The sequence below is a fragment of the Streptomyces sp. NRRL F-5650 genome, assembly GCF_000721365.1.
In the GTDB taxonomy this organism is placed as follows: domain Bacteria; phylum Actinomycetota; class Actinomycetes; order Streptomycetales; family Streptomycetaceae; genus Streptomyces; species Streptomyces ardesiacus.
The window spans coordinates 30942-45477 of sequence record NZ_JOGV01000054.1; the positions used below are offsets into that span (position 1 = coordinate 30942).

The 14536-nt window shown below is 71.1% G+C and carries 12 protein-coding genes; 8 read left to right on the forward strand and 4 right to left on the reverse strand.

All coding sequences use genetic code 11. The annotated features are described in order from the left end of the window. Positions 1-18 precede the first annotated feature (18 nt). The 6 genes from IG88_RS0133210 (at position 19) to IG88_RS0133235 (ending at position 6389) form a co-directional block, all read left to right on the forward strand. Positions 19-975, forward strand: coding sequence for a GlxA family transcriptional regulator (locus IG88_RS0133210; RefSeq protein ID WP_031049328.1), 957 nt, complete (start codon positions 19-21; stop codon positions 973-975). A 123-nt stretch (positions 976-1098) separates the two neighbouring features. Further along, positions 1099-2097, forward strand: a complete 999-nt coding sequence (gene gap / locus IG88_RS0133215; RefSeq protein WP_031049330.1) for a type I glyceraldehyde-3-phosphate dehydrogenase — start codon at positions 1099-1101, stop codon at positions 2095-2097. A gap of 49 nt (positions 2098-2146) precedes the next feature. Continuing rightward, entirely contained in the window at positions 2147-2644 is a 498-nt protein-coding gene (locus IG88_RS0133220; RefSeq protein ID WP_031049331.1) for a peptidylprolyl isomerase, read from the forward strand. A 149-nt stretch (positions 2645-2793) separates the two neighbouring features. After that, entirely contained in the window at positions 2794-4272 is a 1479-nt protein-coding gene (locus tag IG88_RS0133225; protein WP_031049332.1) for a glutamate-cysteine ligase family protein, read from the forward strand. Between the two features lie 41 nt (positions 4273-4313). Continuing rightward, a complete protein-coding gene (locus IG88_RS0133230) occupies positions 4314-5147 on the forward strand; it encodes a class II glutamine amidotransferase (RefSeq protein WP_031049334.1) in 834 nt (277 codons plus the stop codon). 303 nt (positions 5148-5450) lie between these two features. Continuing rightward, complete coding sequence (locus tag IG88_RS0133235; RefSeq protein WP_031049336.1) at positions 5451-6389, forward strand: TauD/TfdA dioxygenase family protein; 939 nt, start codon at positions 5451-5453, stop codon at positions 6387-6389. Between the two features lie 64 nt (positions 6390-6453). Here IG88_RS0133235 and IG88_RS0133240 read toward each other — a convergent pair whose 3' ends face one another. From IG88_RS0133240 to IG88_RS0133255, 4 genes are all read right to left on the reverse strand, one after another. Beyond that, positions 6454-8277 carry a glycoside hydrolase family 2 protein gene (locus tag IG88_RS0133240; protein WP_031049338.1) on the reverse strand — a complete coding sequence of 608 codons (1824 nt, stop codon included), beginning with the start codon at positions 8275-8277 and terminating at the stop codon, positions 6454-6456. Between the two features lie 66 nt (positions 8278-8343). After that, the gene (locus IG88_RS0133245; RefSeq protein ID WP_031049340.1) at positions 8344-9243 is read right to left on the reverse strand and encodes a carbohydrate ABC transporter permease; all 900 of its coding nucleotides are present in this window, start codon (positions 9241-9243) and stop codon (positions 8344-8346) included. A 2-nt stretch (positions 9244-9245) separates the two neighbouring features. Continuing rightward, positions 9246-10187 carry a carbohydrate ABC transporter permease gene (locus tag IG88_RS0133250; RefSeq protein WP_031049341.1) on the reverse strand — a complete coding sequence of 314 codons (942 nt, stop codon included), beginning with the start codon at positions 10185-10187 and terminating at the stop codon, positions 9246-9248. A 21-nt stretch (positions 10188-10208) separates the two neighbouring features. After that, a complete protein-coding gene (locus IG88_RS0133255; protein ID WP_031049343.1) occupies positions 10209-11582 on the reverse strand; it encodes an extracellular solute-binding protein in 1374 nt (457 codons plus the stop codon). A 154-nt stretch (positions 11583-11736) separates the two neighbouring features. Between IG88_RS0133255 and IG88_RS0133260 the strand changes: the two genes are divergently transcribed. Together IG88_RS0133260 and IG88_RS0133265 are read left to right on the forward strand one after the other, a co-directional pair. After that, positions 11737-12780: a LacI family DNA-binding transcriptional regulator gene (locus IG88_RS0133260; RefSeq protein WP_031049345.1), complete on the forward strand. Its 1044-nt coding sequence runs from the start codon at positions 11737-11739 to the stop codon at positions 12778-12780. 231 nt (positions 12781-13011) lie between these two features. After that, positions 13012-14499, forward strand: a complete 1488-nt coding sequence (locus IG88_RS0133265) for an NCS1 family nucleobase:cation symporter-1 (protein ID WP_031049347.1) — start codon at positions 13012-13014, stop codon at positions 14497-14499. Positions 14500-14536 lie beyond the last annotated feature (37 nt).

The window sequence follows — 14536 nt, forward strand, 5'->3', positions numbered from 1 at the left end:
CACGCGTACGCTCGTCCCGTGCCGTCCTCCCGCCTGCGCCGCGTCGCCGTCCTCGTGCTCGAGGGCGCGAAACCTCTCGACGTCGGCATCCCGGCGCAGGTATTCACGACGCGCGCCAGCATGCCGTACGAGGTCCGGGTGTGCGGCGCGGCTGAGGGCCTGGTGACCGGCGGCGACGGCCTGTCGTACCACGTCGCCCACGGCCTCGGCGCCCTGGCCTGGGCCGACGTGGTCTTCCTGCCCGGTTACCGCGCGCCCGACGTCGACGATCCGCCACCGGCCGTCGTCGACGCGCTCAGGGCGGCCCACGACGGCGGCGCCCGCCTCGCCGCCATCTCCACCGGGGCCTTCGCGCTGGCCGCCACCGGCCTGCTCGACGGCAGGCGGGCCACCACCCACTGGCACTACACGCGGGCCCTCGCGGCGAAGCACCCGCGCGTACGGGTCGACGAGAACGTGCTGTTCGTGGACGAGGGCAGCGTCCTCACCTCCGCGGGCGCCGCCTCCGGCATCGACCTGTGCCTGCACATCCTGCGCGGCGACCTCGGGGTGGCCGCGTCGAACCACGCGGCCCGGCGCCTGGTGGCGGCCCCCTACCGCAGCGGCGGCCAGGCCCAGTACGTGCCGCGCAGCGTGCCCGAGCCCCTGGGCGAGCGCTTCGCCGCCACCCGCGAGTGGGCACTGCGCCGGCTCGGGGAGCCACTCACCCTGGAGACCCTGGCCCGGCACGCGGCCGTCTCCCCGCGCACCCTCTCCCGGCGCTTCGTGGAGGACACCGGGTACACCCCGATGCAGTGGATCATGCGGGCCCGCATCGACATGGCCCGCGAGCTGCTCGAACGCTCGGAGCGCGGCGTCGAGCAGATCGCCGCCGACGTGGGGCTCGGCACCGGCGCCAACCTGCGGATGCACTTCCAGCGCATCCTCGGCACCACCCCCAGCGAGTACCGGCGCACCTTCGCCCGCGGCGAGTAGACGCGCGCCGCCCGTGTGGCGTGATCCTTGCGAACCGTGGCACTCGCGCCGCTGCCGACCCCGGACGGCGTGCGCGAGCCTGGTGACGAAGGACATGGTGGCGAACGAAGGGACACACCACTCATGACTCGCATCGGCATCAACGGTTTCGGCCGCATCGGGCGCAACGTGCTGCGCGCGCTGCTGGAGCGCGACACGAAACTGGAGGTCGTCGCCGTCAACGACCTCACGGAGCCCGCCACCCTGGCCCGCCTGCTCGCCTTCGACTCCACGGCCGGCCGGCTCGGCCGCCCGGTGACCGTCGACGGCGACACCCTGGTCGTCGACGGGCAGCGCATCAAGGTCCTCGCCGAGCGCGATCCTGCCCGGCTTCCCTGGGCCGAGCTGGGCGTCGACCTCGTGCTGGAGTCGACCGGCCGCTTCACGTCGGCCGACGCGGCCCGCGCCCACCTCACCGCGGGCGCGCGCAAGGTCCTGGTCAGCGCCCCGTCGAGCGGTGCCGACGTGACGCTCGCCTACGGCGTGAACACCGACGCCTACGACCCGGCGGCCCACACGATCGTCTCCAACGCCTCCTGCACCACCAACGCCCTCGCGCCGCTGGCCGCGGTGCTGGACGAGCTGGCCGGCATCGAGCACGGGTTCATGACGACGGTGCACGCCTACACGCAGGAGCAGAACCTCCAGGACGGCCCGCACCGCGACGCGCGCCGCGCCCGCGCCGCCGGCGTGAACATCGTGCCGACCACCACGGGCGCCGCCAAGGCGATCGGCCTCGTCCTGCCGGGTCTCGACGGCAAGCTTTCGGGCGACTCGATCCGCGTGCCGGTCCCGGTGGGCTCGATCGTCGAGCTGAACACCACCGTCGCCCGCGACGTGACGCGCGAGGACGTGCTCGCCGCCTACCGTGCCGCCGCCGACGGGCCGCTCGCCGGGGTGCTGGAGTACTCGGAGGACCCGCTGGTCTCCTCCGACATCACGGGCAACCCGGCCTCGTCGATCTTCGACTCGGCCCTGACCCGCGTCGACGGCCGGCACGTCAAGGTGGTCGCCTGGTACGACAACGAGTGGGGCTTCTCCAACCGCGTGATCGACACCCTCGCGCTGCTCGCCGCGCGCTGAACGGGAAGCCGGTTCGGCATCACCGGGGGTCACACGTCACAATGGTGCGATGAGCAATTCCAAGGTTTACTTCGACATCGACATCGACGGCCAGGATGCGGGCCGCATCGTCTTCGAACTCTTCGAGGACGTCACCCCCAAGACCGCCAAGAACTTCATCGAGCTGGCGACCGGCGAGCACGGCTTCGGCTACGCCGGTTCTCCGTTCCACCGCGTGATCCCGCAGTTCATGCTCCAGGGCGGCGACTTCACCGAGGGCAACGGCACCGGGGGCAAGAGCATCTACGGCGCGAAGTTCGAGGACGAGAACTTCCAGCTCAAGCACACCGGCCCGTACCTGCTCTCGATGGCCAACGCGGGGCCGAACACCAACGGCTCGCAGTTCTTCATCACCACGGTGGCCACCCCGTGGCTGGACGGCAAGCACGTCGTCTTCGGCAAGGTCGTCGAGGGCACGGACGTCGTCGACAAGGTCGAGGGCTACGGCTCCTCGCCGACGGGCAAGACCTCCGCGAAGATCACGGTGCGCGCCTCCGGCAAGCTGTAAAGCGCGGGTCGGCCCCGCCAGGACCTGAGGACAGGGGGCCCGCCGCACACGGTGCGGCGGGCCCCCTTCCGTTTCGTCTGGTGGGGTGCGCCGGGTGGTGCGACGCTGGGGTGGAGGAGCGTCCGAGGAAGGCAACCCCGGGAGGACCCATGGGACGGGACGTCCCGGCGCTGGTCTTCACCCGCGAGGACCGCCGCCGGTACCGCATCAAGATGCAGGAGTGCCTCGACGCCTTCGCGCAGATGCTGCGCGAGTCCCGCTTCGAGACCGAGCGTCCCCAGGTCGGCCTGGAGATCGAACTGAACCTGGTCGACGACCGGGGCGAACCGGCCATGCGCAACAGCGACGCCCTCGAAGCGATCGCGGACCCGGCCTGGTCCACCGAGCTGGGCCGCTTCAACCTGGAGATCAACATCCCTCCCCGGCAGCTCACGGCGGGCGGCCCCGACGCCTGGGAGACCGAGATCCGGGCCGCCCTCAACCACGCCGAGGACCGTGCCGCGTCGGTCGGCGCCCACCTGATCATGGTCGGCACCCTGCCCACCCTGCGCCAGTCGGACGTGGGCGAGGCCGCCCTGTCGGAGAACCCGCGCTACCGGCTGCTCAACGACCAGGTGTTCGCAGCCCGGGGCGAGGACCTGCACATCGAGGTGGACGGCGTCGACCGCCTGCGGACCTACGCGGACACCATCACGCCCGAGGCCGCCTGCACGAGCACGCAGTTCCACCTCCAGGTCGCGCCGGAGGAGTTCCCCGACTACTGGAACGCCGCACAGGCCGTCGCCGGTGTCCAGGTCGCCCTCGCGGCCAACTCCCCCTTCCTGCTCGGCAAGGAGCTGTGGCACGAGAGCCGCATCCCCCTGTTCGAGCAGGCCACCGACACCCGGCCGCAGGAGATCAAGGCCCAGGGGGTCAGGCCGCGGGTCTGGTTCGGTGAGCGGTGGATCAACAGCGTCTTCGACCTGTTCGAGGAGAACCTGCGCTACTTCCCGGCGCTGCTGCCGCTGTGCGACGAGCAGGACCCCGCCGAGACCCTCGACCGCGGGGACGTCCCGGAACTGGGCGAGCTCACCCTCCACAACGGCACCATCTACCGCTGGAACCGGCCCGTCTACGCCGTCGCCCACGACAAGCCGCACGTCCGCGTGGAGAACCGGGTCCTGCCGGCCGGCCCGACCGTCGCCGACACCCTCGCCAACGGCGCCTTCTACTACGGACTCACCCGGGCCCTGGTGGAGGAGGAGCGGCCGGTGTGGTCCCGGATGTCCTTCTCGGTCGCCGAGGACAACCTGCACACCGCCGCCCGGCACGGCATGGAGGCCCACCTGTACTGGCCCGGCGCGGGCGAGGTGACCGTGCCCGAACTGGTCCTGCGCCGGCTGCTGCCGCTGGCGCACCGGGGCCTGGAGCTGTCGGGCATGGACTCCGCCTGGCGCGAGCCCCTGCTCGGCATCATCGAGCAGCGCTGCGTCACCGGCCGCAACGGCGCGGTCTGGCAGAAGGAGATGTTCCACCACATCGACGCCGGGGCCCGGCCCGGCCGCCACGAGGCGCTGCGCCGGATGACCCAGCAGTACATGGACTACATGCACCTCAACGCCCCGGTCCACACCTGGCCGGTCGACTGACGTCCGGGGCGCCGCAGACCACTGGGGAGGCGGACGGAGCGATGTGCCGATGGCTCGCCTACTCGGGGACGCCGGTCCTGCTGGAGTCCCTGCTGTACCAGCCCGAACACTCACTCATCGACCAGAGCCTGCACGCCCGCATGGGCGTCGAGACGACGAACGGGGACGGGTTCGGCGTCGGCTGGTTCGGACCGGAAATGGCCACCCCCGCGATCGTCCGGGAGATCGGGCCGGCCTGGAGCAACCGCAACCTGCGGGAGATCGCGAGCCATGTCCGCTCCCCGCTGTTCTTCGCGCACATACGGGCCTCCACGGGCAGTGCGGTGCAGCAGACCAACTGCCATCCCTTCCGCCACGGCCGCTGGATGTGGATGCACAACGGCGCGATCGACGGGTTCCACCGGCTGCGCCGGGACCTCGCCCTGGCCGTCGACCCGCAGCTCTACCTCGACATCGAGGGCTCGACGGACTCCGAGATGATGTTCTACCTGGCGCTCACCCTCGGTCTGGAGGAGGACCCGCCCTCGGCCGTGGCCCGCATGGCGGGCCTGGTGGAGGAGATCGGCCACGAGCACGGCGTGGGGTTCCCGCTGCAGATGACCGTCGCCGTGACCGACGGCCGGCGGCTGTGGGCCTTCCGCTACTCCAGCCAGGGCCGGTCGCGCTCGCTCTACTACAGCAGCCGGGTGGAGAGCCTGCGCGCGCTCCACCCGGACCTGCCCTTCCTGAAGGACGCCTCCGACGACAGCCGCCTCATCGTCTCGGAACCGCTGGGCGACCTGCCCGGCGCGTGGAACAAGGTGCCCGAGAGCAGCTACGGGGTGGTCCAGCCGGAGGGCGACGAGCTGCGCCCCTTCGTTCCCCGCCGTCCCTGACCCCGTTGACAGGGACGGGAGAAGATCACACAATCGGTCCCATGACCACATACCGGTTCGGCACCATCGCGGAGTGTCCCCGCGTGCCCGAGCGCACCGGATGTGAGCGTTCCGGCCTCTGACGGCCCTCTTTCCACCGACCGCCCGACGCCCCGTCGCGTCGTAGCCCGTCGGCCCCCTCCGCGGCCCACCGCCCGGAGCATCCGTCACACCCCCCATGTCACCGGCCGGCCGGTGGCGCCTCGCGCGCCGCCCCGCCCGCCGGACTTCCACGCGTACCCGTCACCCGAGGAGAGGACTCCCATGACCGTCACGGCCACCGGCCCGAGCACCGTCCTGCGCGAAGCACGTATCCCGGGGGACGGGCTGTACGAGGGCCGGCGCGTCCTGCGCCGCCTGCCCGAGGGGTGGGAGGAGCGGCCCTGCACCCGTTTCGAGGTGGTCCCGCAGACGCGCACCATCGGCGCCGAGATCCGCGGCGTCGACCTCTCCCGTCCGCTCGCTCCCGCGCTGCGGGAGGAGCTGAACCGCGCCCTGCTGGAGTGGAAGGTGCTGTTCTTCCGGGCCCAGCACCTCACCTCCGCTCAGCAGCGCGACTTCGCCCGCAACTGGGGGGAGCTGGAGACCAATCCCCTGCTCGCCGCGGGTTCGAGCGACGACGTCGTCCGGTTCGACAAGGGTGCCGGGGCCGCACCCACGTACGAGAACGTGTGGCACACCGACGTCACCTTCCGCGAGCGGCCCGCGCTCGGCGCGGTGCTCCAGCTCCGGGAGGTGCCGCCGTTCGGCGGGGACACCCTGTGGGCGGACATGGCCGCGGCCTACGACAACCTGCCCCGCGAGGTGAAGGACCGCGTCGACGGCGCCCGCGCGGTGCACGACTTCATCCCGGGCTTCGCGCGGTTCTACGGACCCGAGCGGCTGCTGCCGTACCAGGACCTGTTCCCGCCGGTGGAGCACCCGGTCGTGCGCACGCATCCGGAGACGGGTCGGCGCATGCTGTTCGTCAACACGTCCTTCACCACGCACATCATCGGCATGGACCGCGAGGAGAGCGACCGCCTGCTGCGCTTCCTCTTCCAGCAGGCGCACGTGCCCGAGTACCAGGTGCGCTGGCGCTGGCAGGCCGGCGACGTCGCCTTCTGGGACAACCGCGCCACCCAGCACTACGCCGTCGGTGACTACGGCTCCGGGCGGCGGGTCGCCGAACGCGTCGCCGTCGCGGGCGACCGGCCCTTCTGAGCCGGGGCCGGTCGCGGGCCACGGGGCCGGAGGCGGGGCCTCCCCCCTCCGGCCCCGCACCGGTTTACTGTTCCTGCGCCTCCTCGATGGCCGCGGGGCGCAGTTGCGCGGCGCGGATGCGCGAGACGTCCAGCTTCTCGCTCCGGTCGAAGCGGTAGACGCCGTTCTGCTCCTGGAAGACGTCGGTCAGTTGCGTGTAGCAGTAGCCGAACATGTGCCGGTCGCCGAGCAGGACCCCGGTCAGGCCGCTGAACCGCTCGTGGAACTCGTCCTCGTTGCGCACCCGTTCCCCGTAGCCCCAGGAGACGGTGCGGTCCTCGCCGGAGAGGTCGGCCGCGGCCTCCGGGTCCCACCAGATGCCGCCGAACTCGCTGACGAAGTACGGCTGTCCCCGGTAGGGCCGGGAGTAGGGGGCGCCGCTCTCGTGGGCGTTGACGAACGGCGCGTCCTCGGCGAGGCCGGACATCAGCTCCCGGAAGGCGGCGGGGTCCTGCTCGTAGTTGTGGGAGTCGTAGACGTCGGTCTCGGCGACGCGGTGGGCGTAGCCGGAGGCGTCCACGACCGGACGGGTGGTGTCCATGGCTTTGGTGGCCAGGAACATCGCGCGGGTCACGTCGTCGAGCTGGGTGATCCGGTCGTGCAGCTTCTGGTAGGTCTCGTTGAGCGGGCACCAGCCGATGACCGAGGGGTGCGAGTAGTCGCGCTCCAGCGCCTCCAGCCACTGGGCGACGTAGGAGGCGTCGGGCTTCTGGTTGTCGCCCGAGGAGCCGCCGGTCTCGCAGCCCCAGTCGCCGAACTCGCCCCAGACCAGGTAGCCGAGGCGGTCGGCGTGGTAAAGGAAGCGCTCCTCGAAGACCTTCTGGTGCAGCCGGGCGCCGTTGAACCCGGCCGCCATGGCCAGCTCGATGTCCTTGGCCAGGGCCTCGTCGGTGGGGGCGGTCATCAGGCCGTCCGGGTACCAGCCCTGGTCGAGGACGAGGCGCTGGAAGACGGGGCGGCCGTTGAGCAGGACGGCCTTGCCGCGCAGGCCCACGGCGCGCAGACCGGCGTAGCTCCCGGCGCTGTCGACCACCTGCCCGGCGGCGTCGAGGAGTTCGAGGCGCAGGTCGTACAGGTGCGGGTCCCCCGGGCCCCATGCGCGCCGCCGGTCGTCCGGCACCGGCAGGTGCAGGCGCGGGGCGAGGTCGAGGTCGGCGCGGGCCTCGGCGCGGCTCACCTCGCCGTCGGCGTCGCTGAGGACGGCGCGCACCCGGTGCCCGGGGCGGTTGCCGGACAGGGGCAGTTCGAGGTGGAAGGCGGAACCGGCGAGGTCCGGGGTGATCCGGGGACGGCGCAGGTGCGTGTCGGGGACGGGCTCCAGCCAGACGGTCTGCCAGATGCCGGTGACGCGCGTGTAGTTGCAGTCGTGGTTGGCGTACTGGATCGCCTGCTTGCCGCGCGCCTGCGGGCCGGACTTGGGGTCGCGGGCCCGGACGGTGATCACGACCTCCTCCCCCGCGCCGGCGATGTCGCCGAGGTCGGCGGTGAAGGGGGTGAAGCCGCCGCGGTGCCGGGCGACCTCCTCGCCGTTCGCCCACACGGTGGTGTCGTGGTCGACGGCGCCGAAGTGCAGCAGGACGCGCCGTCCGGACCAGGCGGCGGGCAGGGTGACGGCCCGCCGGTACCAGACGGCCTCCAGGAAGTCGGTGTCGCCGATGCCGGACAGCTCGGACTCGGGCGGGAAGGGGACGAGGATCTCCCCGCGCAGCTCGCGGTCGAGCAGACCGCGTTCGAGGCCGCTGTCCCCCCGGTCGGTCTCGAACTGCCAGGCGCCGTTCAGGTTGAGCCAGTCGCGGCGCACGAACTGCGGACGCGGGTACTCCGGGCGCGGTACGGAGTGAGTGGGCACACATGCTCCAGTCGATCGGTGGGCCGGACGCGCGAGCGCCGGGCCCGTGGGTGCGGCTGTACAGGTTCAGGAACCGCCGAGGCCGGTGGTGGCGACGGAGTTGACGATGCGGCGCTGGAAGAGGAGGAAGACCACGATCAGCGGCAGCGCGGCCAGCAGCGCGGAGGCCATGGACTGCGCGTACTGGATGCCGTAGGCGTCCTTCACGGTGGCCAGGCCCACCGGGAGGGTCATCAGGTCCGGGTCGTTGGTGACGATGAACGGCCACATGAAGTTGTTCCAGGCGCCGATGAAGACGAAGATCGCGACCGCGGCCACGATCGGCCGTGACAACGGCAGGACGACCGACCGGAAGACCCGGAACTCGGAGGCGCCGTCGATGCGGGCCGCCTCCTCCAGCTCCTTGGGGATGGCGTCGAAGAACCGCTTGAGGATGAACACCATCATCGGCGCGACGACTTGGGGCAGGATGACGGCCGCGTAGGTGTCGACCAGGTTGAACAGGGTCATCTGGTCGAACAGCGGCACGACGAGCAACTGCGGCGGGACCATGATGGCGGCCACGGTGACGGCCAGCAGCGCACGGCGGCCGCGGAAGGTGCCGCGGGAGAAGCCGTACGCCGCGAGGGTGGAGACCACGACGGTGACGAGCGTGACCAGGGCGGAGATCAGCAGGCTGTTGAAGGCCCAGACGGTGACGTTGCCGCGTTCCAGTATCCGCTGGTAGGCGTCCAGGGTGAAGGCGCCCTTGAGCGGGGACAGTCCGGGGGTGTTGATGTCCTCCTCGCTCTGCACCGAGGTCAGGACGGCCCACACGAACGGCAGCAGCCAGACGACGGCGAGGACGACGAGCGCGGTCCCGGCCAGGACGCGGGGCAGCCGGCCGTGGCCGAGGAGCAGGGGGGAGCCGGCCGTCTCGCGGGGTGGGCGGCGCCGGGTGCGCAGGGGCGTGGCGGTTGCGGACACGGTCAGTCCTCCCGGCGGAAGAGACGGAGCTGCACGAGCGAGACGAGGACGATCAGGGCGAAGAACAGGTAGGAGACGGCGGAGGCGTAGCCGAGGCGGTAGCCGGTGAAGCCCACGTCGTAGACGTACTCCAGGACCGGCCGGGTGGAGCCGTTGGGCCCGCCCTTGGTGAGGATGTAGATCTGGTCGAAGACCTTGAGCGAGGCCAGCACCTGGAGCATGGCCACCAGGCCGGTGGTCCTGCGCAGTTGGGGCAGGGTGATGGACCACAGGCGGCGCCAGGCCCCGGCACCGTCGAGTGCCGCGGCCTCGTCGAAGGTCGTGGGCAGGGACTGGAGCGCGGCGAGGTAGAGGAGGAAGTTGAAGCCGACCGTCCACCACACGGTGAGCGCGGCCACGGACCACATGGCGACGGACTCGTCGGACAGCCAGCCGACCGGAGCGATGCCGAAGGTGTCGAGGAGTTGGTTGGCCATGCCCAGTTCGGGCTGGTAGAGCCAGGTCCAGATCATGGTCACGACGGTCACGGGCAGCAGGTAGGGCGCGAAGAAGGACAGGCGCCACGCCCACTGCCCGGCGAGTCCGCTGTGTACCAGCAGGGCCATCGCGAGCGCGACCACCACGAGCGGGACGCTGGAGACGACGGTGAAGAAGACGGTGTTGCCGAGGCTGCTCCACACGTCCGGGTCGCCGAACGCCTCGGTGTAGTTGTCGAGGCCGACGAAGTGCGTGTCGCGCAGGGCGAGTGAGCTGTCGGTGAAGCTCATCCAGATCCCCTGCACGATCGGCCAGACCATGAAGAGGGCGAACACGAGCAGGAACGGCAGGACGAACACGAGTCCCTTGCCGGTGCGTATGCGGCCCAGGGCGGTACGGCGGCTGCTCGCGGGGACGGCGGGCGACTGGGTCCGGTCCTCGGTGCCGAGGGGTGCGGTGGTGGTCACGTCGGTCACTCCTTTCGCTGGTCAGGCCACCGGGTTGGGCTGCCGCAGCAGCGTGTCCGCCTCGCGGACCATCTGCCGCACCGCCTTCTCGGGGGTGGTGTTGCCCAGCAGGGCCGACTGGAGCGGCTGGCACATCCGGTTCTGGAAGTTCGAACCGGCGCCCGCGAACCAGTTGGGCGGGTCGAGCACCGCCACCTTCGCGGCGTCGGCGTAGGAGGACTGGGGGTCGAGCGCCGCGTACCCCGGCTCCGCGAGGACGGGCCGGTAGGCGGGGATGTGGCCGGCGCTCGCCCAGGTGAGGCTCTGCTTGAGGATCTGCGCGACGTAGCGGTGGGCCTCTCGGCGCCGGGCCGGGTCGGGGCTGTCCTGGTGCGGGAGGATGAAGCTGTGGCTGTCCGTGTAGACGGCCGGCTTGTCGAAGACCTGCGGGAAGGGTGCGGCGCCCAGGTCGATGCGGGACTTCTTGAGTGTCGGCAGCTCCCACTCGCCGAGCATGGCCATGCCGCCGCGGCCGTTGGTGAAGGCGGCCACCGAACCGTAGTAGTCGAGGTTGTTGGGGTTGGTCCGGCCGTCGAAGAGCCGGGTCATGAAGGTGACCACGCGTACGGCCGCATCGATGTCGATCTCCGCGGGGCCGCCGTCCGGCAGGGTGAACTCGGCCCCGGTCTGCGCGTAGAGCCCGGCGAACAGGCGCCAGGTCTGTGCCGTGTCGGTGACGTGGCCGAAGAGGATGCCCGCCGCCCCGGTCGCCTCGGCCAGGGCCCTGCCCGCCTCCAGCAGGGCTTCGGGCGAGCCCATGGGGGCCAGTTCGCCGGAGGTGTCCAGGAGTCCGGCCTTCTCGGCGGCCTTCTTGTCGTAGAACACGATGAAGGGGTGGACGTCCAGCGGGATCGCGTAGACGGTCCCCTCGTGCTGGGTGCGCGACCACACGGCCGGGGCGAAGTCCTGGTCGGTGACGCCGTACTCGGCGAGCAGGTCCAGGTCGAAGGCGTCCACCAGGCCGCCGGGTGCGTAGCCCGCGAGCCGGGACAGGTGCATGGCGGCGACGTCGGAGGCCCGTCCGCCGGCCGCGGACATGGCGAGCTTCGTGTAGTACGACGGGCCCCAGTCCAGGATGGTCCGGTCGACGTCGAAGCCCTCGGCTCCCCCGGCCCCCTTGGAGACGGCCTCGATCATGTCGTCCATCAGCATGCCGTCGCCGCCCTGGAAGAGGTCCCAGACGCTCAGCGAGGAGGCCCCGGAGGCCGAGGCCGGTGAGGCGCAGCCGGACAGCGGGCCCGCGGCGAGCAGAGCTCCGGCCCCGCCCAGGGCGTTGCGCAGCAACCGGCGGCGGCTGGGGCGGCGGACCGGGTCGGTCACGGCCGGCACCCCCTGGGCAGGCAAACGGGAACTCATCGCGGACCTTTCGACGGCCGGATCGCTCATGCGGTGGCTAGTTTTTACATCGATGTACATCGACTGTAAAGAGCTGGGCGGCCGCGGACCCCACCGAAGCCCCGCCCTGCCGGGACATAGACTCGGGCAGCGCAAAAGAGGCAGGGAGGTCTCGGTGGCACGGCCCAGGATCAAGGACGTCGCACGTCACGCGGGCGTTTCGGAGAAGACGGTGTCGAATGTCATCAACGACTACGCCCATGTCTCGGACCGGACCAGGCAGGTGGTGCGCGAGGCGATCGAACACCTCGGCTACCGGGTGAATCTGGCCGGCCGTCATCTGCGCAAGGGCAGAACCGGCATCATCGCGCTCGTCGTTCCGGAGCTGGACGTGCCGTACTTCGCCGAGCTGGCCCGGCACGTCGTCCGCGAGGCCGAGGAGCGGTCCCTGACCGTCCTCATCCATCAGTCCGGCGCGGACCGCGCCCACGAGCTGGCGGCGCTGGCCGGGTTCGGCTCCGCCTTCGTCGACGGGATCATCCTCAGCCCGCTCGCCCTGACCGCCGACGACCTGCGGGACCGCGCGGGTTTCCCGCCCACGGTGCTGCTCGGGGAACTCCTCGAGGAGGGCGCCGACCACGTGGCCATCGACAACGAGGGCGCCGCGCGCGAGGCGACCCGTCACCTGATCGGGCTCGGGCGCCGCACGATCCTCGCCGTCGGCGGGCACGACGACCCCGGCATGGGGACGGCCCAGGCCCGCACCCGGGGTTACCGGGTCGCCCTGGCGGAGGCGGGCATCGCCCACGATCCGGCCGCCCTGCTGCCGGTCGACTCCTTCCGGATGCCCGACGGCGCGCGGGCGGTGGCGCGGGCGCTCGCCCGGGGGGCCCGGCCCGACGCCCTGCTCTGCCTCAACGACCAGCTCGCGCTGGGTGCGTTGCGCGCCCTGCACGAGCACGGGGTCAGGGTGCCGGAGGACGTGGCCGTCATCGGTTTCGACGACGTGGAGGGCGGCCGGTTCAGCATCCCGACGCTGAGCACGGTGGCTCCGGACAAGGCGGCGGTGGCCCGGGTCGCCGTGCGGTTGCTCCAGCACCGCATCGAGGAGGCGACGGCACCGGACGGCACCGGGTCGCAGGCGCAGGCGCCCCGGGATCTCGTCGTGGACCACCGGCTCGTCCTGCGGGAGAGCACGGAGGGCCGCGAGCGGCACTGACGGGTCACCGGCCGGCACGGAGGGAGGCATCCGGGAGCCTCTCCCCGCGCCGGCTCCGTTTTTCCGCGACCGGGTTTGCGACCGGACTGCCCATGGGCTCAAAAATGGTATTCCATTTGCCGCAGACCCCTTGACGGTGCGGTTTGGCGAAAACTACGTTCTGGGCACCGGAAAGCCGCTTCCGCTTCATGGAAGCCTCCCACTCCCCGCACCTGATCCCAGGAGTCCCGTATGACTGCCCTGGAAGACCGCCGTTCGTCCGGCCGGACCGACGGCACCGCCACCAGCACCGGCCTCTACACGTACGACCTGGCCCCGACCAAGCGGGAGGGGCGTCGCTGGGGCGCCTACAACGTCTTCACGCTGTGGGCCAACGACGTGCACAGCCTGGGCAATTACGCCTTCGCCATCGGACTGTTCGCCCTCGGTCTGAACGTGTGGGGCATCCTCGCCGCCTTCGCGCTCGCCTCGGTCCTGCTCTTCCTCCTGCTCACCCTGTCCGGCTTCATGGGCCACAAGACGGGCGTGCCGTTCCCCGTCATGAGCCGCATTGCGTTCGGCATCCGGGGAGCGAAGATTCCGGCGGCCGTCCGGGGCGCCGTGGCCATTGCCTGGTTTGGTATCCAGACCTACCTGGCCGCCGCCGTACTGAGCACACTCCTGGTGGCCATGTTCCCGTCCCTGACCTCCCTGGACACCAACTCCCTGCTCGGCCAGTCGACACTCGGCTGGATCACCTTCCTGGCGCTGTGGGCGCTCCAGGTGCTCATCGTCAGCTACGGGATGCAGATGATCCGCCGGTACATGGCCTTCGCCGCGCCCACGACGCTGCTGACGATGTGCGCCCTCGCGGTGTGGATGTTCGTCCGCGCGGACGGCTCGGTCTCCGTGTCGGTCGACGACCCGCTCACCGGCGGCGCGATGTGGCTGCAGGTGCTCCAGGCCGCCGCGCTCTGGGTGGTCATCTACGGGACGTTCGTCCTGAACTTCTGCGACTTCACCCGGTCGGCGCGCAGCCGCGGCTCCATCGTGCGCGGCAACGTGATCGGCATCCCGGTGAACATGCTCTTCTTCGCCGTGATCGTGGCGGTCCTCAGCGGAGCCCAGTTCACCCTCGACGGGCACGTGATCACCAGTCCGACGGACATCGTCAGGACCGTCCCCAACATGTTCCTGCTCGCCGTCGCCTCGCTCTGTCTGATCGCCCTCACGGTGGCGGTCAACCTGCTGGCCAATTTCGTCGCGCCCATCTACGCCCTGGTCAACCTCTTCCCGCACCGGCTCGACTTCCGCCGCGCGGGACTGGTGAGCGCGGTCCTCGGCCTGGTGATCACGCCCTGGAACCTCTACAACAGTCCGGTCGTCGTGAACTACTTCCTCGGCGGACTCGGTGCGCTGCTCGGACCCCTGTTCGGGGTGATCATGGCGGACTACTGGCTGCTGCGGAGGTCGCGCGTGAACGTGCCGGCCCTCTACACGGAGGACGCGGGCGCCGAGTACCACTACCGGCGCGGCTACAACCCGCGTGCCGTCGCCGCCTTCGTCCCGAGCGCCGCGATCGCCGTCGTCGTCGCCCTCGTCCCCTTCTTCCACGCCGCGGCCGGGTTCTCCTGGTTCGTCGGAGCGGTCACCGCCGCCGTGCTGTACGCGCTGATCGCCGACCGTGCCTCCGTCTTCCGCGACGTGGACGGCGAGTCGATCGCCGTCGCCGCGGAGTAGTCCCGCACGTCACCTCACCCCACCCCCACCCCACCCC